General features: G+C 74.1%; 15 protein-coding genes. 5 read left to right on the plus strand and 10 right to left on the minus strand.

Annotated features, from left to right (window positions below):
* Positions 1-37: 37 nt before the first annotated feature.
* A complete protein-coding gene (locus tag ACWDD9_RS07110; RefSeq protein WP_449811023.1) occupies positions 38-2,278 on the minus strand; it encodes an MMPL family transporter in 2,241 nt (746 codons plus the stop codon).
* A 279-nt stretch (positions 2,279-2,557) separates the two neighbouring features.
* Here ACWDD9_RS07110 and ACWDD9_RS07115 point away from each other — a divergent pair, with 279 nt between their 5' ends.
* Positions 2,558-3,829, plus strand: coding sequence for a sensor histidine kinase (locus tag ACWDD9_RS07115; RefSeq protein ID WP_449811024.1), 1,272 nt, complete (start codon positions 2,558-2,560; stop codon positions 3,827-3,829).
* A 9-nt stretch (positions 3,830-3,838) separates the two neighbouring features.
* On the opposite strand, the gene ACWDD9_RS07120 is transcribed toward ACWDD9_RS07115, so the two are convergent.
* Positions 3,839-4,819: a quinone oxidoreductase family protein gene (locus tag ACWDD9_RS07120; RefSeq protein ID WP_449811025.1), complete on the minus strand. Its 981-nt coding sequence runs from the start codon at positions 4,817-4,819 to the stop codon at positions 3,839-3,841.
* Positions 4,816-6,141 (minus strand): preATP grasp domain-containing protein, encoded by a 1,326-nt coding sequence (locus tag ACWDD9_RS07125; protein WP_449811026.1) that lies wholly within the window; start codon positions 6,139-6,141, stop codon positions 4,816-4,818. The genes ACWDD9_RS07120 and ACWDD9_RS07125 overlap by 4 nt, the downstream gene beginning before the upstream one ends.
* A 293-nt stretch (positions 6,142-6,434) precedes the next feature.
* Between ACWDD9_RS07125 and ACWDD9_RS07130 the strand changes: the two genes are divergently transcribed.
* On the plus strand, positions 6,435-7,478 hold the full coding sequence (locus tag ACWDD9_RS07130; protein WP_449811027.1) for an NAD(P)-dependent alcohol dehydrogenase: 1,044 nt from the start codon (positions 6,435-6,437) through the stop codon (positions 7,476-7,478).
* A 159-nt stretch (positions 7,479-7,637) separates the two neighbouring features.
* Here ACWDD9_RS07130 and ACWDD9_RS07135 read toward each other — a convergent pair whose 3' ends face one another.
* The 5 genes from ACWDD9_RS07135 to ACWDD9_RS07155 form a co-directional block, all read right to left on the minus strand.
* Positions 7,638-9,197, minus strand: a complete 1,560-nt coding sequence (locus tag ACWDD9_RS07135; protein ID WP_449811028.1) for a carbohydrate binding domain-containing protein — start codon at positions 9,195-9,197, stop codon at positions 7,638-7,640.
* Between the two features lie 373 nt (positions 9,198-9,570).
* Positions 9,571-11,097: an FMN-binding glutamate synthase family protein gene (locus ACWDD9_RS07140; protein ID WP_449811029.1), complete on the minus strand. Its 1,527-nt coding sequence runs from the start codon at positions 11,095-11,097 to the stop codon at positions 9,571-9,573.
* A 349-nt stretch (positions 11,098-11,446) separates the two neighbouring features.
* Positions 11,447-11,695 (minus strand): hypothetical protein, encoded by a 249-nt coding sequence (locus ACWDD9_RS07145; protein ID WP_049651741.1) that lies wholly within the window; start codon positions 11,693-11,695, stop codon positions 11,447-11,449.
* Between the two features lie 216 nt (positions 11,696-11,911).
* The gene (locus ACWDD9_RS07150) at positions 11,912-13,345 is read right to left on the minus strand and encodes a M1 family metallopeptidase (protein WP_449811030.1); all 1,434 of its coding nucleotides are present in this window, start codon (positions 13,343-13,345) and stop codon (positions 11,912-11,914) included.
* A 26-nt stretch (positions 13,346-13,371) separates the two neighbouring features.
* Positions 13,372-14,313: a M20/M25/M40 family metallo-hydrolase gene (locus ACWDD9_RS07155; protein ID WP_449811031.1), complete on the minus strand. Its 942-nt coding sequence runs from the start codon at positions 14,311-14,313 to the stop codon at positions 13,372-13,374.
* Between the two features lie 142 nt (positions 14,314-14,455).
* Here ACWDD9_RS07155 and ACWDD9_RS07160 point away from each other — a divergent pair, with 142 nt between their 5' ends.
* The 3 genes from ACWDD9_RS07160 (at position 14,456) to ACWDD9_RS07170 (ending at position 18,506) form a co-directional block, all read left to right on the plus strand.
* Positions 14,456-15,205, plus strand: a complete 750-nt coding sequence (locus tag ACWDD9_RS07160) for a response regulator transcription factor (RefSeq protein WP_449811032.1) — start codon at positions 14,456-14,458, stop codon at positions 15,203-15,205.
* Positions 15,195-17,093: a sensor histidine kinase gene (locus ACWDD9_RS07165; RefSeq protein ID WP_449811033.1), complete on the plus strand. Its 1,899-nt coding sequence runs from the start codon at positions 15,195-15,197 to the stop codon at positions 17,091-17,093. Before ACWDD9_RS07160 ends, ACWDD9_RS07165 begins: the two co-directional genes overlap by 11 nt.
* 135 nt (positions 17,094-17,228) lie before the next feature.
* Positions 17,229-18,506, plus strand: coding sequence for an alpha/beta hydrolase family protein (locus tag ACWDD9_RS07170; RefSeq protein WP_449811034.1), 1,278 nt, complete (start codon positions 17,229-17,231; stop codon positions 18,504-18,506).
* Positions 18,507-18,536: 30 nt separating this feature from the next.
* Here ACWDD9_RS07170 and ACWDD9_RS07175 read toward each other — a convergent pair whose 3' ends face one another.
* Positions 18,537-19,895 (minus strand): protein kinase domain-containing protein, encoded by a 1,359-nt coding sequence (locus ACWDD9_RS07175; RefSeq protein ID WP_449811035.1) that lies wholly within the window; start codon positions 19,893-19,895, stop codon positions 18,537-18,539.
* Positions 19,892-20,794, minus strand: a complete 903-nt coding sequence (locus ACWDD9_RS07180) for a tetratricopeptide repeat protein (RefSeq protein WP_449811036.1) — start codon at positions 20,792-20,794, stop codon at positions 19,892-19,894. Before ACWDD9_RS07180 ends, ACWDD9_RS07175 begins: the two co-directional genes overlap by 4 nt.
* Positions 20,795-20,805: the final 11 nt, after the last annotated feature.

The following is a 20,805-nucleotide window of genomic DNA, read 5'->3' on the forward strand; positions in this document are numbered from 1 at the left end:
CGGTCCGCATCGGGTGCGGAGCTACCGGCGGGCGCCGTCAGCGGCCCGGCGTCAGCCGGTAGGGGTCCGGGGCGGAGCCCATGTCCGGCTCCGGCTCGTACGCCCGGTCCTGCGGGTGGCGGCGGGCCGCGGCGCGCCCCGGGCGGACCGGCCACCAGATGCCGCGGCCGAACAGCGCGGCCAGTGCGGGCACCAGCACCACCGACAGCAGGAAGGCGGAGAGCAGGATGCCGAGCGCCAGCGCGAAGCCGACCTGACGGCTCGCCGGGGTGGCGGCGAGGGTGGCGAACGAGCCCGCCAGCACCAGGCCCGCCGTCGCGATGGCCGGGGCGGTGTGCCGCACCGCCCGGGCCACGGCCGCGCGGGCCGGCCCCGGCTGCTCCATCTCCTCCCGGATCCGGTCGCTGATCAGGATGTTGTAGTCGGTGCCGAGCGCGACGACGAACAGGAAGAGCACCAGCGGGAGCGTGAAGTTGACGCCCGGCTTGTCCAGGCCGTGCTGGAAGAGCAGCGCCGAGGCGCCGAGCGTGGCCGCGAAGCAGAGGCCGACGGAGACCATCAGGACCACCGGCGCCAGCAGGCTGCGCAGCAGCATCAGCAGGATCAGCGCGATCAGCGCGGCCGCGACCGGGAAGACGAGCCGCAGGTCGTGGTCGACGGCCTTCGAGATGTCGGCGAAGACCGCCGGGGTGCCTCCGACGTGGGCCGTCGTCCCGGCGGGCGTGTGCGCGGCGACGGCGGCCCGCAGCGGCCCCGAGACCACGTCACGGGCCTGCTGGGACTGCGGGTCCGCGGTCAGGTAGAGGTCGATCCGGGCGGCCCGCCGGTCGTCGGCGAGGACGGTCCCCGCCACCTGCCCCACGCCCGCGACCTGTCCGAGCGCGCGGGACAGGCCGTCGAACCGGTCCGCGCTGAGCGTGCCGCCGTCCTTGGCGGTGAGGTAGACAGTGGTCGGGTCCGACACACCGGCCGGCAGCGCGCGGGAGATCTCGGCCGCGGTGGCGGTGGCAGCGGTGCGCGGGCCTTCGGCGCCCTGGCCGTAGTCCATCCTGATCCCGACCGTCCCGAGGGCCAGCGCGCCCAGTGCGGCGACGGAGGCCACCGTCAGGGCCAGCGGCCAGCGCGCCACCAGGCCGCCCAGCCGGGCCGACACGCCCTCGCGCGGCCGGCTCTGGAGCGCACGCGAGGGCCAGAACATCCCGCGTCCGCAGGCCGCCAGCAGGGCGGGCATCAGCGTCAGGCTGCCCAGCAGCATGACCAGGACCGAGACGGCGATGGCCGGGCCGAGCACCCGGAACTGCCCGAAGCTCGCCACCCCGAGCGTCGCGAAGGCGGCCACGATGGTCAGCGCCGCCGAGGTGATCGCCGTGCCCACCCGCCCCGAGACCTCCGCGGCCACGACCCGGACGGGCGTTTCGGGTCGCGCCCGCAGCTGCTCGCGGAAGCGGAACAGCAGGAACAGCAGGTAGTCGATCCCGATGCCGATCAGGACCACCTGGATCAGCGACGGGGTGCTCGGGTCGATCCTGATCCCGGTGAGCATCGCGGCGCCGACCACCGCGCCCAGTGCCACGCCACCGATCAGGGCGACCGCGAGCAGCGGCAGCAGGGCCGCCAGCACGCTGCGGAACACCAGCACGTTGAGCAGTACGATCAGCCCCATGGTGAGGGCTCCCATGACCTTCGCCATGGTCTTCCCGTCGTCCTTGGTGTCCACCGTGCCGGCCAGGCCGCCGGTGAAACCGGTGCGCAGCCCCGCGTCGTCGAACTGGGCCCGCGCCGAGTCCCGGAAGGCCCGGAAGAGGTCCTGCATCCCCGGCTCCTCGGGGTTGCCGACCAGCCCGACGGAGAGCAGCTCGAAGCTCTTGTCCGGTGCCACCATCGCCGGGACGACCGCGGGGGTCTGCGAGTGGTCCCGTGCCAGGAAGGACGGCCCGTCCTCCTCCTTGGGCTTCGGCATGGTGACCCGCTGCCGGCCCAGCTTCTCGGCCAGGGTGCCGATCCGCTGGTGGTCCGCGGCGCTGAGCGGGCCGCCGTCCGAGCGGGCGACCAGCACGGTCACCGTGTCGGCGTCGGGCTTCACGCCGAACCTGTCCTCGGCGATCTTCAGGGCGGCGGCCGAGTCGTAGCTCGCGGGCAGGAAGTCGCCGACCCGGGTCTGCGTGACGCGGAAGATCAGCGCCCCGCTCAGGGCGGTCAGCGCGACACCCAGCACCGTCCAGAGGGCGATGACCTTCCATGGGTTTCTCGTCGAGAATCCGGTCAGGGCGCGGATCAAAGTGTTCTCCTGCGTATCGACTTGCGGGTGGACTCGGCACCGGGTTCCCGGCCGGTCTCCAGACGATCACGCGGCACCCCCCGGATTCGTCCGGGCACAGGATGAACGGAAGCGGGGCCCCAGGGTCCGGCAGCCGTCCGGGACCAGGACCGTGGTCCCGGTCCCGGACCCGCCTCAGGGGCCCCGTCGCGGCCGGTCGGCCGGTGCCAGAATGGGTCGATTACCACAGCCCGGCCGCGCCGCACCGGTCCGGCGGGCCACGAGCAGGGAGACGCACAGATGCGCCGGCGCCGACACCCCGAGCAGCCGATCTCCGGCGGGCCGCCGGCCTCCGACAGGCTGCCGGGCGCCGACAGGCCGAAGGGCGGCGACGCGGTGCCGTGGACGCGTGACGACGCGCTGGTCGCCGTCGCCGCGGCCGCCCTGGACCTGGTCGGCTACTCGCTCGGCGGCGTGAGTGGCGACGGTGGGCCCGGAGGCGGCGGTGCCACGGCGCTCGGCGTCGTCCTCATCGTGCTGCCGGCCCTGCCGCTGCTCTTCCGGCGCAGCCACCCGGTGTCGGCGCTCGCGGCCGTACTGGCCCTGGGCGCGGCGGAGAACCTCTCCGCACCGCCGTCGACCCACTTCGGCTTCGCCCTCTCGGTGGCCCTGTACTCGGTGGCCAGGGTCCGCACCGCCGCGGTGACGGCGCTGATGTCCGGCGCGACGGCGGTGGTGACGCTGCTGAACCAGAGCCACGGGCGGCTCCCCACGGGGGCGAACGTCCTCTCCGCCGTCCTCGCGGTCGCGGTCGTGGTCGGCACGGCCGTCGTGGTCAACCGCTGGCAGCAGCAGGTGGCGGCCCATCGCAGGCTGCTCGCCGACCGTGCGGTGGCCGAGGAACGACGCCGCATCGCACGGGAGTTGCACGACATCGTGGCCCACCACATCACCACCATGCAGCTGATGGCCGGCGGCGCCCGGGCCAACCTCGGGGGCGACACCGAGGTGGTCCGCGACGCCCTGGTCACCCTCGAGTCCTCCGGGCGGATGGCCCTGCGCGAGATGCGCCAGCTCCTCGACGTCCTGCGGGCCGACGAGGAGCCCGAGACCGTGCCGAGCCCGCCCCAGCCCGGCGCCGACGACCTCGACCGCATCGTCGACGAGTCCCGGCTGGCCGGCCTGCCGACCGAGTTCGAGGTCAGCGGCCGCCCGCGACCGCTGCCCCCGACGGTGGGCCTGACCGTCTTCCGGATCGTCCAGGAGTCCCTCACCAACACCCGCAAGCACGCCGGCCCGGCCAGTGCCCACGTCCGGCTGACGTACCGTCCGGACCGGGTCACCGTCGAGGTGCGCGACGACGGCGCGGGCACCGGGACGGGCCCGGCCGGGGCCGCGGGCGGAGCCACCGCCGGGGCGGCGGCCCGGACCGGGCACGGCCTGATCGGCATGCGCGAACGCGTCACGCTGCACGGCGGCACGCTGGAGACCGGCGGGCTCGCCACCGGCGGCTACCGGGTGGCCGCCAGCCTGCCGCTGGCCCCGGGCGAGGCGGAGGAGGCGCTCCGCTGATCCCGGCCCTCACTCCTCGCGGTGGACGTCCACCAGCACCTTGCCGATGGTCTCCCGCGCGGCCATCGCCCGGTGCGCCCCGGCCACCCCGGACAGCGGGACGGTCCGGTCGATCCGCGCCACCACCCGCTTCTCGGCGGCGAGCCGGAACAGGTGGTCGGCGACGCCCTCGAACAGCGCCCGGTCCGTCAGCACGTGCTTGAGCCAGAAGCCCTGGGCGCCCGCCGAGCGCTCGGTCAGCTCGCCCATCGTGAAGGCGTCCTCCACCCCGCCGCGCGCCCCGACCGACACCAGCCGCCCGAAGGGCGCCAGTCCGGCCAGCCCGGCGCGCAGCACCGGGCCGCCGACCGAGTCGAGGAACAGGTCCAGCCCGCCCGACTCCGCGAGCCGCCCGGCCAGGTCGGGGTCGGCCGGGTCGAGCACGGTGTCGGCGCCCAGCGAGAGCAGGTACTCCCGCTTCTCCGGGGTGGAGGACAGGGCGACCACCCGGCTCGCGCCCAGCTCCCTGGCCAGCTGCACCGCCAGGTGCCCGACCCCGCCGGCGGCCGCGCTCACCCCGACGGCGTCGCCCGGCCGCAGCCGCCCTGCCAGGGTCAGCGCGCCGTAGGCCGTCGCCCCCTGCTCCAGCAGCCCCAGCGCCTGCTCGTCGTCCACGCCGTCCGGCACCTCCACCGTGTGCGCCGCCTCGGGCGCGGCCACGTGGGCGTACCCGCCGCCGGTGCGCAGCAGCGCGACGACCCTCCGGCCGTCCTCCCGGCGCCGCCCGACCACGTCGACGCCGAGCACCGCCGGCAGCGGGAACCTGAGGTACTCGCCGGTGCGGCACTCCAGGTCGGCGTAGTTGAGCCCGGCCAGGGCGACGTCGACCAGCACCCGGCCCGGGCCGGCCTCCGGTTCCGGCACCGTCTCGACGCTCAGCTCCTCCGGGCCGCCGTAGCGGTGGATCAGCGCGGCGCGCATCATTCCGTTCTCCTCCAGGTCGGGACTCATCCGGCGAACAGCGCGAGCAGGGCGCCCTCCAGGGCGCGGGCGGCCTCCGGGCCCTCGGCGACCGCGCAGTACATCACCGAGCCGTCGGCGGGCCCGAAGTCGGAGCTGAACAGCACGCCGGTGCCGCGCTCCCGGTCGAAGGCCAGCCCGGCCGCGCCGATCGCCGCCACGGCCTCGGCGAAGGACGGCACCTTGAGGCCGGCCAGCTCCAGGAGGTGGCGCGAGCCGCGGTGCTCGGGGCGCAGCAGGCGGCCGGCGTAGGCGTGGTGCAGGTGGCTGGAGCCGGTGAGCCGGGCGTTGGTCTCGTGGAAGTAGATCTCGCCCTCGGGGGTCAGCACGGCGTCCGCGCTGACCGTGCCCCGGTAGCCGATCACCCGCAGCGCCTCGCACAGCCGGGCGGCCTCGCGGACGAGTGCGTCCCGGGTGCCGGCGTCCGGGGTGACCGGCGGGGTGATCTCCCCGACCACCACCGGCCGCATGACCATCTCGCCGCAGCCGGAGAGCACGGCGCCCGTGTCCCCGATGACGAACTCGGCGTACAGCGGCGCCGAGTCGGCGAAGTACCGCTCCACCACGACCCGCTGGCCGCGTCCGCCGGTCAGCCAGGTCCACCGCTCGGCCACGTACGCGGCCACCGCCGCCCGGTCCGGCAGCGGCACCACCCGCTCGGCGCCGACCGGCTCCACCTTCTCGTCCCGGGCGAGGATCTCGTTGCCGAGGCCGCCCGCCTGGTACTCGACCTTCACCATCACGCTGTGCCCCCGCGCCAGCAGGTCCTCGATCGCGGCCTCGACCTCCGCGGGCGAGCCGGCCACCCGCCCGGGCGGGATCGGCACCCCGGCGCCGGCGGCCAGCGCCCGGAACCCCGCCTTGCTGTTGACCAGGGCGTTGCCGCCCTGCGCGGCGAAGGGCCGGCCGGGCATGGCGTGCCCGATCCCGAGCGCTTCCGCCAGCTCGGCCACCGCGCCGTTCGGCGAGACGGCCAGCACCTCGTCGACGGCGCGCCCGTCCAGCGCGCGGCGCAGCTCGGCGCGGAAGCCCGGGTCGGCCAGCCGGTCGGCGGTGAGCACCTGGTCGCCGTGGGCGCCGGGCGGCGGCACCACGAAGGCCAGGCTGTCGGCCCGTACGCCGGTCAGCCCGGTGACGTACGCCAGGTACTCCGGGTCGGGGCCGCAGGGCAGCACCAGGACGTCCCCGTCCTCGGCCCACCAGAGCATCCGCTGCGCCCCGCACCCGGCGAACCGCAGCTCCGCCGGCGGCGTCCCGGCGAGGTCCCCGACCATCTCCTCGGTGCGGTTGTTCGCGATGCAGAGCGTCGTCATCTGGTGAACCCTTCCGGCCTTCGCCGCTGTTGCGGCCCTGGTCCCACGTGCGGCACGGGTGTGGCGTGCGCTACCGGTGTAGCGCACCGGGGTTGTTCTGGTTCGGCGCTCGGTCATTGAACAAAAGGCCGAACAACCGGCGGCCCTCCGACCCGCGCCGGTCGCCCCCCGGAGCGGGCACCGGCCCAGCAGGGCGCACCGGCCCCAGGAGTACCGTGGGTGTGCTGTTCGACCGTCCCGGTCCGTCCGACCCGACCGGCCCGGCTCCATCCGCAGAGAGGGTACGAACTCCCATGACCACCACCGTCGCCGCCTACGCCGTGCCGGCCCCCAAGGCCCCGCTGGAGCGTACGACCATCGAGCGCCGCGCGGTCGGCGAGCACGACGTGCTGATCGACATCGCCTTCGCCGGCATCTGCCATTCCGACATCCACCAGGCCCACGAGGGCTGGGGCCGGGCGGTCTTCCCCATGGTGCCCGGGCACGAGATCGCGGGCGTCGTCGCCGAGGTCGGCCCCGGCGTCACCGGCTTCGCGGTCGGCGACCGGGTCGGCGTCGGCTGCATGGTCGACTCCTGCCGCACCTGCGACAACTGCCGGGCCGGCCTGGAACAGTACTGCGACGAGGGCCCGGTGTGGACGTACAACGCCGTCGGCAAGGACGGCCGGCCCACGTACGGCGGCTACGCCAAGACCGTGGTCGTCGACGAGAACTACGTGGTCCGCGTCCCCGAGGCGCTGCCGCTGGACAAGGCCGCGCCGCTGCTGTGCGCGGGCATCACCACCTACTCCCCGCTGCGGCACTGGAACGCGGGCCCCGGGAAGCGGGTCGCCGTGGTGGGCCTCGGCGGGCTCGGCCACATGGGCGTGCAGATAGCCCACGCGCTCGGCGCCGAGGTCACCGTGCTGTCCCAGTCGCTGCGCAAGAAGGACGACGGCCTGCGGCTGGGCGCCGACCACTACTTCGCCACCAGCGACCCGGCGACCTTCCAGAGCCTCGTGGGCACCTTCGACCTCATCCTCAACACCGTCTCCGCCCCGATCGACTTCGCCGCCTACTTCTCCCTGCTGCGCACCGACGGGGCGATGGTCAACGTCGGCCTCCCGGAGGAGCCGCTGGAGGTCGACATCCGGGCGCTGGGCGGCCGGCGCCGCAGCATGAGCTCCTCGGGCATCGGCGGCATCGCCGAGACCCAGGAGATGCTGGACTTCTGCGCCGAGCACGGCGTGGCGGCCGAGATCGAGCTGATCGGCGCCGAGAGGATCAACGAGGCGTACGAGCGGGTCCTCTCCAGCGACGTCCGCTACCGCTTCGTCATCGACACCGCCACCATCTGACGACCGGCCGAGCCGGTCCGGACCCCTTCGGAGGGGCCGTGCGACCGATCCTGGCCACCGGGGCCGCCGGCCGCGTCGTCCGGCGGCACGCCGACCGCTTCACCGGCTGACGACGGCCTCCCGCGGCCCGGACCGCGGGAGGCCGTCGTCAGCCGGTGATCAACGCCCCTGGAGGCGCTTGACGTTGTCGCCGAAGCTCCAGCCCTTCGAGCCGTCCCAGTTGATCGACCACGTCATCAGACCCTTCAGCGAACCACTGAAGGCGTTCCACGCCTGGCCGACCGACCCCGGGTCCATGTAGCCGCCGCCCGCGCCGGGCTGGGCCGGCAGGCCGGGCACCTGCTTGTCGTACGGCACCCTGATGGTGGTGCCCTGGATGGTCAGGCCGTTGTTCAGGCAGGTGGTCTGCGCGGTGAAGCCCTGCACGGTGCCGGCCTGGTAGGAGTCGCCGGAGCAGCCGTACATGCTGCCGTTGTAGTACTGCATGTTCAGCCACCACAGCTGCCCGTTGTCGGCGTACTTCTTGACGATCGGCAGGTAGGCGCCCCAGATCGACCCGTAGTTGACGCTGCCGCCGGTGACGTACGCGGTCTCGGGGGCCATCGTCAGGCCGAAGCCCGCGGGCATCTGGGCCAGCACGCCGTCGATGATGCGGATCAGGTTGGCCTGGGAGGCGGACAGCGTGTTGATGTTGCCGCTGCCGGACAGGCCGGTCTCGATGTCGATGTCGATGCCGTCGAAGTTGTACTTCTTGAGGATCGGGACGACGGTCGCCACGAACTTGTCGGCCACCGTGCTGGAGCTCAGGTCGATGCCCGCGGCGGCGCCGCCGATCGACATCAGGATCGTCGCCCCGGCCGCCTTGGCCTGGCACATCTCGGCGGGGGTGGAGACCTTGACGTTGCTGTCCATGCCGTCCTGCCACAGCACGGTGCCGTCCGAGAGGATCACCGGGAAGGCGGCGTTGATGACGTTGTAGCCGTGCGCGGCCATCCGGCTGTCCGTGATGGGGACCCAGCCCATGCCGGGGTGGACGCCGTTCAGGGCGCCGTCCCAGTTCTCCCAGTACCCCTGGAGGACCTTGCCCGACGGCTTGGGCTTCGTGGGGCAGGTGTCGCTCGGCGGCGTCGTGGTGGGCGGCGTCGTCGTCGGCGGCGTGGTGGTGGGCGGGGTGCTGGTGGGCGGCGTCGTCGTCGGCGGCGTGCTGGTCGGCGGCGCGGTGGTCGGCGTGGGGCTGGGGCTGCTGCCGCCGGGGCCGGTGAGCACCACGTCGTCCGCGTAGAACGCGGGCTGCCCGTACCAGCCGTGCAGGAAGACGGTCACCGAGGTGGTGTTCGCCCCGGTGGTGAAGCCGACGCTGAGCTGGCTGTACGAGGGGCTGCTCGCCGTCCAGGTGGAGGCGTTGGTGACGCCGGTGCCGGTGGCGCCCAGGTAGACGTAGCTGCCCTGAACGTAGGCGCTCAGCGTGTACTGGGAGTTGGGCTGCACGCTGATGGTCTGGGTGCACTGGGCGGTGTCCTGGCCGGTCGGCGTGGCCTGGAGCGCGGAGGCGCCGGAGTGGACCGGGCTGCCGACGGCCGCGCCGGAGCCGCCGGAACAGGTCCAGCCGGAGAGCCCGTCCTCGAACCCGGGGTTGGCCACCAGGTTGGGGGTGGCGGCGCCGGCCGTGACGGTGCCCGCCACGGCGATGCCGGCGCCGATCACGGCGGCGGCGCTCACCCCGGCGAGGGAACGCGTCAGGACGCTCGACCCGTGCCGGGCGCGGCCGGTGCGGGGGGCCTGCGACGCGCGTTCCACGGGCGCCTGCTGCGGGCGTGGACGACTCGGCCTTCGACGGAACATGTGGTGCTCCCTTCCCGCCGAGCGCCATGGACATGGCCGACGCGTGGGGGCGCGACGCCCGGCTTGGGTGAGGTGGGGGGACATGTGGGGCTGTGCCGGTCCGGATCGTAGGAGGGGCGGCGGGGCCCGTCAATAGGTCTGGACCATTTAAGGTCTGGACCAATCCCCCGGGGAGCGCCGAACCCCCGTACGGTCAGCGCTCCGGGTCGCGGTCGACCTGACGCCGGCCGACGGGGGTCGGCAGGGTGGATCAGACGGCCGGCCCGGCCGTCATCAGCGCCGTGATCTCCTCGGCCAGCTCCGGGCCGAGCTCGCCCCAGCCCTCCTTGTAGCCGTACACGCCGGCCAGGGTGCGGGCCTCGTAGTCGCCGTTCAGGATCTCGATGTCGTCGGCGGTGATGAGCGCCGGGTGGGCGACGCCGACGGCCGACGAGACCTTCATCAGCTCCTTGCGCAGGGTGCGCAGGTAGGCGGCGGCCCGGTCGGCCTTCGACGTCGGCTCCAGGCCGCGGGCGAGCCACGCGTTCTGGGTCGCGATGCCGGTGGGGCACTTGTCGGTGTGGCACTTCTGCGCCTGGATGCAGCCGATCGACAGCATCGCCTCCCGGGCCACGTTGATCATGTCGGCGCCCAGGGCGAAGGCGACCGCGGCGTTCTCCGGCAGGCCGAGCTTGCCGGAGCCGATGAAGGTCAGGTCGTCGGTCAGCCCCAGCTCGGCGAAGGTGCCGTAGACCCGGGAGAAGCCCATCCGGAACGGCAGCGACACCGAGTCGGCGAACATCCGCGGCGCCGCGCCGGTGCCGCCCTCGCCGCCGTCGACCGTCACGAAGTCGACCCCGCGGTCGCCGCGAGCCATCAGCGTGGCGAGCTCCTGCCAGAAGCCCGCCTCCCCCACCGCGCTCTTGACCCCGACCGGCAGGCCGGTCTCGGTGGCGATCAGCTCGACGAAGTCCAGCATCGAGTCGACGTCGCCGAACGCGGTGTGCCGCGACGGAGAGGCGCAGTCCTGGCCGACCGGGATGCCGCGGATCCCGGCGATCTCCGGGGTCACCTTCGCGCCCGGCAGCATGCCGCCCAGCCCCGGCTTGGCGCCCTGGGAGAGCTTGATCTCTATCGCCTTGACCGGGGCGCCGGCGACGACCTCCTTGAGCTTGTCGAGGTTGAAGGCGCCGTTCTCGTCCCGGCAGCCGAAGTACGCCGTCCCGAGCTGGAGGACGAGGTCACCGCCGTTGCGGTGGTACGGCGAGAGGCCGCCCTCGCCGGTGTTGTGCATCGTGCCCGCCAGCGCCGCGCCCTTGTTGAGCGCCGTGACGGCCGCGCCGGAGAGCGAGCCGAAGCTCATCGCCGAGATGTTCACCACGCTGGCCGGCCGGAAGGCCTTGGCGCGGCCGCGCGGCCCGCCCAGCACCTTGGCCGAGGGCAGCGGTGCCTGCGGATCGTGGGCGTCGGGGAGGGCACCGGCGAAGGTGCGCTGCTTCAGGTAGGCGTGCCCCTGGACGTGCTCGACGTCGACCTCGGTGCCGAAGCCGAAGTAGTTGTTCTCCTCCTTCGCCGACGCGTAGATCCAGGTGCGCTGGTCACGGCTGAAGGGGCGCTCCTCCTCGTTGGAGGTCACGATGTACTGCCGCAGCTCCGGCCCGATCGTCTCCAGGAGGTAGCGGGCGTGGCCGACCACCGGGAAGTTCCGGAGGAGCGCGTGCCTCTTCTGGACGAGGTCGCGGGCCGCCAGGACTGCCACCGCTGTCGCGGCGACCGCGCCGATCTTCCGGGCTTGCATGAACGTTCCTCCTAGATGCACGACTCCAGCGTCTGCGGTGGAGTCGTGGTGCCGTGTGGGTGTCGGACGGCGAGCCCCGGCCGCAGCGGCCGAGCGGGCGGCACCGTCCGTCGGAGAATCCGACACGATGGTAAAAGGCCACCCGGACAGGCAAACGGCCAGGGGGTACGGCTGCCGCTCCGGCGGCGGGCCCACCGCCGGAGGTCGAGCGCCGCGGCGGAGCGAAGAACTCCGCCGCGAACGCCCCCGGCTCCTCACCCGGACCTGCCGGTTCAGCCGGAGTCACACCGCCGGACACCCGCCGCGGCGGACGTCAGCCCGGACCCCGTACGGCCCCCGGCAGGCGGTCTCAGTAGAACCAGACCGAGAGCCGGGCCGTGGTCGGGGCCACGTCGCAGAAGTAGCTGACCGCCTCCCCGCGGGCCACGTAGGCCCGGCCGGCGGCGTCGCACGCGGCGCCGCTCGGGTACATGCCGATGTAGGTGTATCCGGTCGTCCTCGTCGTGGACGCCTGGGCGGCGGGAGCGGCCGCCAGGCCACCCGCAACCGTCAGCAGTCCGGCCAGGGCCATGGTGGAAACCGCAGTGCGCAATGCCATCTCGGTGGATCCTCCCTCGGGCGAGAACGCCGGAGTCCGCTTCCCGGCGCTCGGCGGCGAGCCTTCCGGAATCCCGGATTCAGGGCAATGGTAGAGACCAATTTGGCAGAAAACAGCCCACCGGCACGGCCTGGACCGTCGCCGCTGCCGCACCACGACGGAGGGGCTGTCCCCGAGCGGGACAGCCCCTCCGCGGGCACGGTCGTCGGCGGGCTGCTACCGGCCGGCCGGCGGGGCCAGGGAGCCGGGGTAGAGGTACTGCTGCGGGGGGATCGTCGTGCCGTGGGCCCAGGCGTCGAAGAAGCCCTTGAGGTCCTTGCCGGAGACCTTCGCGGCGAGGGCCTCGAACTGGGGGAAGGAGGCGTTGCCGTAGGCGTGGTCGGCGGTCCAGCGCTTGAGGGTGCCGAAGAACGCGTCGTCCCCGACGGTGCGCCGCAGGGCGTGCATCATCAGCGAGCCCTTGAAGTAGAGGGCCGGGGCGAGTTCCTTGCCCTGGCCGGGGTCGTACAGCTTGGTGGACCAGAACTCCGGCTTGTTCCGGTTCTCCTGGACGGTGGGGGCGTAGAAGCCGGTGTCGAGGTCGCTGCCCTGGTGTTCGTCCCACAGCTGGTTGGCGTACTGGGCGACGCATTCGGCGATGCAGCCGTCGCGCCAGTCGGTGAACGAGACGCTGTCGCCGAACCACTGGTGGGAGATCTCGTGGACCGCCGCGGCGTCCCAGAAGTAGTTGGTGTAGGTGGGCCGGCTCTGGGTCTCCAGGTCCGGCGCGCCGGTACCCGACTCCTTGGTCCAGCTGCGGACGATGGCGCCCGCGGAGGAGAACGGGTACGGGCCGAACCTGGAGGCCAGGAAGGCGATGATCTCCGGCTGCTGGGCCTCCGTCGCCTTGGCCACGTCGTCGATCGGCACGTCCGGGCCGTAGGCGGTGATGACCGGTGTCCCGTCGGCCAGTTCCGAGCGGTGGACGGTGAACCTGTCGATGGCGACGGTGCTGAGGTACGTCGCCATCGGCTTGTCCTCGCGCCAGCGGAAGGTCGTCGAGCCGTCCTTGCCGGTGGTCGGGCCGGGCCGGCCGTTGCCGATAGCCGTCCAGCCGTCGGGGACGGTCGCGGTGAGCGAGAAGGTGGCCTTGTCGGACGGGTGGTCGTTGGACGGGAACCAGGAGGTCGCCGAGTGCGGCTCGCCCATCGCGTTGACGCCGCCGGACACCAGCTGGTGCCAGCCCTCGGGGTCGGGCTTGCCCGCGTACACGACCCGTACGGCGAAGGTGGCGCCGCCGGCCACCCGGCGGGCGGGCTCGATGTCCAGCTTGTGCTCGCCGGAACGGGAGAACGACTTGGCCGGGGCGCCGTTCACGGTGACCGAGGCGACCTGGAAGCCCTTCAGGTCCAGGGAGAGGCGGTCGAGCGGGCGCAGGGCCCGGGCGGTGACGGTGGTGTCACCGTCCAACCGGTCGGGGTGCGCCGGGTCGTAGGCGATCCGGACGTCGTAGTTCGCCACGTCGTAGCCGGTGTTGCCGTCCTCGGGGAAGTACGGGTCCCCGATGCCGGCCGCTCCCGCGGGGGCGGCGGTCAGGGCGACGCCGAGGGCGGTGGCGGCCGCGACCAGGGTGGCGGCCTTACGGCGGTGGTGGCTCAGTGGTGCGCGCATCTGTGGCTCCTGGAGACGACGGGGAATCAGGGTCGGGCCGTGGCAGCGGAGGCGGCGTACTGCCACACCACGCCGATCAGCGCGTTGGTGCTGGTCGCCTGCGTCGCGGGGTCGACGTTGGCGAGGTCGTCGCACGCGCTGTGGAGGCAGTCCGAGACGCCGCTGCTGAAGCCGGACGTCGGGATGCCGGCCTTCCCGAACGACTCGGTGTCGGAGCTGTCCAGCGGGATGTCGAAGGTGGCGAAGCCCCGGCTGCCGAACCAGTTCTCGAAGGCCTTGAAGGCCGCGGCCCCGCCGTTCTTCTCGTCCTTCACCACGAGGTACTGCTGGAGGTTCTTGCTGCCCGCCTGGTCGAGGTTGAGGTACAGGTCGATGGCCTTGCGGTCACCCTCGGACAGGTTCTTGACGTAGTCCGCCGAGCCCACCAGCCCCGCCTCCTCCGCTCCCCACCAGGCGAAGCGCAGGTGCCGCTCGGGCTTCAGCCCGGCCTTGGCGACCTGGAGGGCGGTGGTCAGGACGGCCGCCGAGCCGGAGCCGTTGTCGTTGATCCCCGGGCCCATCGGGACGCTGTCCAGGTGGGCGCCGGAGAGCAGCACGTGGTTCGGGTCGCCACCCGGCCAGTCGGCGATCAGGTTGTAGCCGTCCTTGCCGTCGTGGGAGAAGCGGCGCAGCTGCGTCTGGAAGCCGGCCCGGTCCAGCGCCCGCTTCACGTACGCCACCGACTCCGCGTACCCCCGGGTGCCGTGCGCGCGGTTGCCGCCGTTGTGGTCCGCGATCCGTTGCAGGGCCTGGAGGTGCGGCATCACCTCCGCCGCCGTGACGGTGGGCGCGGCGGCGGGAACGGCCGTGGCGGCGGCGGGGGTCGGCCCCTGGGTGGCGGCCGTCGCCGCGACGGCGGGGACGGTGGAGAGCAGCAGGGCCGCCCCGAGGGCGCGGGCGGTGAGGGACACCGGACGGGAGGAGGGCATCAGGCGGGCGCCTTTCGCAGCAGGGTCCGGGGCACCTGCCCCGGCGGACTCCCCCACCCTGGTCCGGAGATGTCAGGAACTTGTCGGGAGGCCGTCCCGAACCGGTGGGGGTGCCCTCCGAAGGCGCTTTACGATCATGGTCATGTGCGCACACGTCGTGGTTGCCGAGGACGATCCCAAGCAGGCGGACCTGGTCCGGCTGTACCTGGAACGGGAGGGTCATCACGTCGTCGTCGTCCACGACGGCCGCTCCGCGCTGGAGGAGGCCCGCCGAGGCCCGACCCAGCTCCTGGTCCTCGACGTGATGATGCCCGTCATGGACGGGCTCGACGTCTGCCGCGCCCTGCGCGTCGAATCCGCCGTCCCGGTGCTGATGCTGACCGCCCGCACCGCCGAGGAGGACCTGCTGCTCGGCCTCGACCTCGGCGCCGACGACTACCTCACCAAGCCGTACAGCCCCCGGGAACTCGTCGCCCGGGTCCGCGCCCTGCTGCGCCGCGGCTCCCGGCCCCTGCCCCAGTCCCTGCCCCTGGACTCCGCCACGCCCCCGGCCACGCCGACCGCGCCGCCGCCGGGCGTGCTGACCGCCGGGGCCCTCACCGTCGACCCGCTGCGCCACGAGATCACCGCCGACGGACGGCCCGTCAGCTGCACCCCCGGCGAGTTCCGGCTGCTGGAGGTGCTGGCCGCCCAGCCCGGCCGGGTCTTCACCCGCGCCCAGCTGCTGGAGCACCTGCACGGCATCGACCGGTACATCACCACCCGGACCGTCGACACCCACGTGATGAACCTGCGCCGCAAGATCGAGCCCCAACCACGGCGCCCCACCCGGCTCCTGACGGTCTACGGCATCGGCTACAAGCTCGCCGAGGAGCCGCACGGTGCGTCGTGACGCCCCTCCCCGCCGGACGCTGCTGCTCCGGCTGCTCGCCCTCTCCGCCCTGGTCTCCCTCTGCTCCATCGCCGCGACGGCCTGGCTGACGGCCCGCACCACGACGGGCGCGATCCGGCAGGAGCAGCACCAGGTCCTCGCGGACCAGGTCCGGATCTACCACGAACTGCTCGGCTACGCCGCGACCCACCCCGACTGGACGGGCGCGGAGCCGACCGTCCGGAGGCTCGCGGCCGACACCGGGCAGCGCATCCTGCTGGCCACGCCGCGCTTCGAGCCGGTCATCGACTCGGCGGCGGCCACACCCGCCGCGGCCCCCTCGGCCACCGCCGCCCCGGACCCCGCCGCCGGCCGAACAGCCCTGCCCCGTACGCCCACCACCACCGTCGACCCGCTCTCGGTCGACCTCGCGATGCTGCCCGACGCCCCCGCCGACCGGATCGACGCCCGCGCCGTGGGCCCGTTCCGGATGACGGCCGCCGAGCGCGCCGCCATGGAGGAGGCCGCCCGGACCCGGGCCGACTGCCTGCGGTCGGCCCTGGGCGTCGAGGCGACCGTCACCGACGACGCCGCCGGGCGCCCCGTGGTGAACGTCCCCGGCGGCCAGGCGGCCTCGGGTGTGCGCTGCGCGCCGCCGCAGGTGCTGGACGCCCCGACCGGCACCGAGAGCGCCGCTCTCGCCGACCTCACCGGGCTGGTCAACGCCTGCCTGGAGCGCCAGCGGATCCGGCCCGTCCAGCTGTCCCTGTCGCTGCAGTGGACCCCGTCCCGCGACCGGGAGCAGGACCAGGTGGTCTCCGCCTGCCTCGCCAACTCCCGTCGCCAGCAGCTCGTCCGGTACGTGGCTCCGCCCGTGCTGCTGTTCGTCGGCGCGCCCTCCGGCACGGCGGAGCCGGCCCCCGTCCTGTCCGCGCCCCACCGCGGCCGGGTCGTCGAGGTCGCCGCGCTGGTGCTGGCCGTCACCGTGGCGATCACCACGGCGGTCGGCCTGCGGCTCTCCCGGCCGCTGAACGCCCTCACCCGGGCCGCCCGGCGGATGGCCGACGGGGACCTCTCCGCCCGGGTGACCGCGACCGGCCGGGACGAGATCGCCGGACTCGCCGCCGCCTTCAACGCCATGGCGGAGCGCCGCGAACAGCTGGAGGAGCTGCGCCGGGCGATGGTGGGCGACATCGCGCACGAGCTGCGGACCCCGCTGAGCAACATCCGCGGCTGGCTGGAGGCCGTCGAGGACGGCGTCGTCACCGCCGACGGCGCCCTGACGAGTTCGCTGCTGGAGGAGGCCCTGCTGCTCCAGCACCTGATCGACGACCTGCGGGACCTCGCCGCCGCCGACGCCGGCGAACTCGCCCTGCACCGCGAGCCCGTGGACGCCGAGGACCTGCTCGCCCAGGCCGCCACCGCGCACGGCGCCCTGGCGCAGGCGTCGGGCGTGACCCTGGTCGTCGACACGGACACGGCCACGGCCACGGCCGAGTACGAGCTGTCCGCCGACCCGGTACGCCTGCGCCAGATGGTCGGCAACCTGGTGGCCAACGCCGTCCGCCACACCCCGGCGGGCGGCACCGTCACCCTGCGGACCCGGCCCGAGGCCCACGCCCTGCTCATCGAGGTCGCCGACACCGGCAACGGCATCGCCCCGGCGGACCTGCCGCTGGTCTTCGAACGGTTCTGGCGCGCGGAGAAGTCCCGCAACCGCCAGAGCGGCGGCAGCGGCCTCGGCCTCGCCATCGTCCGCAAACTCGCCGAACTCCACGGCGGCGCCGTCCACGCGGCCAGCACCCCCGGCACCGGCTCGGTGTTCACCGTATGCCTCCCCCGCACGGCGGCCGCCCCACCGGAGGCCCTCGGCAGCGGACGGAGCGGTGGAAACCGGGGAATCACCTGACACTCCGGAACGCCCCGTCATACCGGGGTACTACAGCGGACTTGGCGCCCCTGGATGACGGCGTCCGCCCCGCCCCGCCCGTACCGTCGCCCGTGTCGAATGCGACGACGGAAACCGAACGAGGGGGAGACGACGATGAGCGGGCGAGGACGGGCCGTGGCGGCGGTGCTGCTGGCGGCGACGGTGACGTTGGGCGTGGTCGGCGCGCCGGGCGCGGTGGCGGCGCCGGGGCCGGGCGCCGGGCAGCAGGCCAGGGCCTGGCTGCCGCAGCCCACCGGGCCGTACCCGGTCGGCACGACGTCCCTGCAGCTGACGGACGACCGCCGGGACGACCCCTGGAAGCCCGGGCAGCACCGCAAGCTGATGATCAGCCTCTGGTACCCGACCGCCCGGGCCGCCACCGGCGACGACCGCGCACCGTACATGGTCCCCGCCGCCGCCGACCACTTCGGCAGCGCCGGGAGCGTCGGCCAGAGCGACTACCGCTTCGAGCCCGGCCGCACCGACTGGGCGGGCATCCGCACCCACGCCCGCGCCGACGCGCCCGCCCTCCCCGGTGGCAAGCGGCCCGTCGTGCTGTACTCGGCGGGCTTCGGGGACCCGCGCACCTGGGGCACCGGCCTGGTGGAGGACCTCGCCTCGCGCGGCTACGTCGTCGTCACCGTCGACCACACCTACGAGGCCTCCGAGGTCGCCTTCCCCGACGGGGACCTCGCCACCTCCGTCTTCCCCGCGCTGCTGGCCCAGCCCGGCCTCGACATGAGCGCCCTCCTGCGCAGGATGCTGCAGAGCCGGGTCGACGACACCCGCTCCGTCCTGGACCGGCTCGCCGGGCTGCGCCACGACGAGCGGCTGCCGGCCGGCCTCGCCGCCTCCCTCGACCTCGACCGGATCGGCATGGTCGACCACTCCGGCGGCGGCTCCGCGGCCCTCCAGACCATGCACGACGATCCGCGCCTCAAGGCCGGCGTCAACCTCGACGGCCAGCTGCACTTCTCCAACCCGGACGGCTCCGGGGTCCAACTGCCCCTGCCCACCGCCGCCGAGGACGGCCTCACCCGGCCCTTCCTGCTCATGGGCACCCAGGACCCCGAATCCGGCAGCTACCACCGGCAGCCCGGGTGGGACGCCCTGTGGCGGCACAGCACCGGCTGGCACGCCGACGTGACCCTCACCGGCTCCCGCCACGGCTCCTACACCGACGCGCAGTCCCTGCTGCCCCAGCTCGCCCGCCAGGGCGCGATCAGCGGGACGGACCTGACCGGCGCCGTCGGCGACGTCCCCCCGGACCGCGCGGTGTCGGCCACCCGCTCGTACGTCGCGTCGTTCTTCGACCGCTGGCTGCGCGGCCACGACGACCACCTCCTGGACGGCCCGTCGCCGCGCTTCCCCGAGATGGTCTACGAGCGGTAGCGGCCGCCCCGGGTGCCGGGGGCGGGCCGGTCAGAGCACCTCCCGTAGCGCGGCCGCGAAGGCGGCGGCGTCCGGGAAACCGATCGCCGGCTGCTCCCGCAGGGCCTGGTCGACCACCTCGGCGAGGCGGCGCGGGAGGTGCGGCGCCACCTCCCGCAGCGGGGTGGCCGGGGTCTGCAGGACGACCTGCCATGGGTCGGTGCCGGGCGGGAACGGGCGGGGGTAGCGGCCGGTCAGCATCCTGTAGAGGCAGGCGGCCAGCCCCCAGACGTCGACCTCCGGGGTGGCGGAGCCGAAGTTGACGATCTGTTGGCGGGGCATACAGGAGGGCTTGCCGGCCGTGGTGCCGGTGCGGGTCAGGCCGCTGAGGCCCGCCTGGTCGAAGGCCTTGGCCAGGCCGAAGTCCGCCACCTTCGCCACCGGGCGGCCGTCCGGCCCGTGGTCGAGCAGCAGGTTGCCCGGGCTGAGGTCGCGGTGGACCACGCCGGCCGCGTGGGCGTGGGCCAGTCCCGACAGCGCCTGGAGGGCGAGCGGTACGGCCTCGCCAGCCGGCAGTCGCCCGCCGCGTCGGCCCAGCAGGTCCTCGACGCTGCCGCCGCGGCAGTACTCGAGGGTGAAGAAGAAGGTGCCGCCGGCGAACCCGACCTCGTGCAGGGTGACGATGTTCGGGTGGTGCAGGGTGCGGGTGACGGCGACCTCGCGCAGGAACAGGGCCCGCGCCCGGGTGCTCGCCGCCACCTTGGGCAGCATCAGTTTCAGTGCCACCTCCCGGCCCGTCCCCCGGTGGCGGGCCAGGTGGACGGTGCCCATCCCGCCGCGGCCGAGCTGGGCCGACAGTTCGTAGTCGGCGAGCGAGGCGACGGCCCCGCCGCCCTGGCGGGCCAGGGCGAGCAGTTGCCGCAGCACCATGCCGGGCTCGGCCCGGCAGGTCGCGCAGACGTAGCTGCCGTCCCGGCCGTCGGCCTCGTCCGCCGTGTCCCGGCCGCAGGCGGCGCAGCGGGCCGGTCGCAGGCGCAGGGTGGGGGCGGACCGGCCGACCCGGAAGACGGTGTCGCCGATCCGGATCTCGTCGCCGTCGGCCAGGTCGTGCTCGGGGAGGTCGAGTGCCGCGCCCTCCTCCGGGCTCTGGTTCCGGGCGCGCTGGCCGATCTTCCTCCCGTTGACGTACGTCCCGTTGAGGCTGCCGAAGTCGCGGATCCGGATGTCGGGCGGGTTGATGTCGAGCAGGCAGTGGTGCCGGGAGACGGTGCGGTGGCGCTCGTCGTCCGGCAGCCGCGGCATGCACTCGGCGGCCCGGCCGAGCAGGCAGGTGGTGCGCTCGGTGAAGACGTGCTCGTCGCCGGTCCCGGGGCCGCCCACCTGGTGCAGGACGACCGTGGCCTCGCTCATGCGGGCCGCCCCGGGCCCTGCTCCGCCATCCGCGTCAGATGCCGCTGCGCCTTCGCCGATCCCCGTCGGGCGGCCTGCCGGTACCACTCGGCGGCCCGCTCGGGCGAGCCGGCCTCCAGCAGTTCGCCGAGGTTGAGCATGCCCATCGGCTCGCCCGCCTCCGCCGAGCGACGGAACCACTCCTGCGCCTCGGCCACCCGGTCGCTGTAGCGCAGGACGGTGCCCAGGTTGTTCATCGCCTGCGGGTGCCCCTCGTCGGCGGCCCGCCGGTACCAGAGCTCGGCCTCGGGCTCGCGTCCGGCCCCCTGCACCAGGTACGCCAGCGAGTACATCGCCTCCGCGTTCTTCTTGTCGGCGGCGGCCCGCAGCCACCGCTCGGCCTCGGCGGTGCGGCCCGCCTCGGACAGCAGCACGCCCAGGATGTACGCGGCCTGGTCCTCGCCCTGTTCCGCCGCTCCGCGGAACCACCGCTCGGCGTCGGCCAGGCGGTTCTCGTCGACGGCGCGGAAGCCGGCGCCGACCATGGCGGGAGCGCAGTCGAGTTCGGCGGCGCGCTGCTGCCAGGACGCGGCCTCGGCGGCCCGGCCGGCCTTCCCCAGCACCACGGACAGGTTGTGCATGGCCAGCGGTTCGCCGAGCTCGGCGGCGCGGCGGAACTGCTGTTCGGCCTCGGCGTCACGGCCCTCGTCGAGCAGCCGGGCCCCCAGACGGATCAGGGCCTCGGCATCGCCGGACCGCGCCTGCCGCTCCTGCCGGGCGACCCGGCTGTCCAGCCCCGGGTCGCCGCTCAGCTCCATGATCGCCCGGGTCAGCGGCGCCAGGTCGCTCCCGGCCTTCCCGGACGCCTTCGCAGACGCCTTCTCGGACGCCTTCTTGTTGCGCTTACGGCCGAACCACACGACGGCCTCCC

The organism is Kitasatospora sp. NPDC001119 (assembly GCF_053598475.1).

Excerpts from the sequence above, each read along its gene's own strand:
- ACWDD9_RS07115 (WP_449811024.1), top strand. The coding sequence starts at position 2,558 with ATGCGCCGGCGCCGACACCCCGAGCAGCCGATCTCCGGCGGGCCGCCG.
- ACWDD9_RS07120 (WP_449811025.1), bottom strand. The coding sequence starts at position 4,819 with ATGAGTCCCGACCTGGAGGAGAACGGAATGATGCGCGCCGCGCTGATC.
- ACWDD9_RS07125 (WP_449811026.1), bottom strand. The coding sequence starts at position 6,141 with ATGACGACGCTCTGCATCGCGAACAACCGCACCGAGGAGATGGTCGGG.
- ACWDD9_RS07130 (WP_449811027.1), top strand. The coding sequence starts at position 6,435 with ATGACCACCACCGTCGCCGCCTACGCCGTGCCGGCCCCCAAGGCCCCG.
- ACWDD9_RS07140 (WP_449811029.1), bottom strand. The coding sequence starts at position 11,097 with ATGCAAGCCCGGAAGATCGGCGCGGTCGCCGCGACAGCGGTGGCAGTC.
- ACWDD9_RS07145 (WP_049651741.1), bottom strand. The coding sequence starts at position 11,695 with ATGGCATTGCGCACTGCGGTTTCCACCATGGCCCTGGCCGGACTGCTG.
- ACWDD9_RS07150 (WP_449811030.1), bottom strand. The coding sequence starts at position 13,345 with ATGCGCGCACCACTGAGCCACCACCGCCGTAAGGCCGCCACCCTGGTC.
- ACWDD9_RS07155 (WP_449811031.1), bottom strand. The coding sequence starts at position 14,313 with ATGCCCTCCTCCCGTCCGGTGTCCCTCACCGCCCGCGCCCTCGGGGCG.
- ACWDD9_RS07160 (WP_449811032.1), top strand. The coding sequence starts at position 14,456 with ATGTGCGCACACGTCGTGGTTGCCGAGGACGATCCCAAGCAGGCGGAC.
- ACWDD9_RS07170 (WP_449811034.1), top strand. The coding sequence starts at position 17,229 with ATGAGCGGGCGAGGACGGGCCGTGGCGGCGGTGCTGCTGGCGGCGACG.
- ACWDD9_RS07175 (WP_449811035.1), bottom strand. The coding sequence starts at position 19,895 with ATGAGCGAGGCCACGGTCGTCCTGCACCAGGTGGGCGGCCCCGGGACC.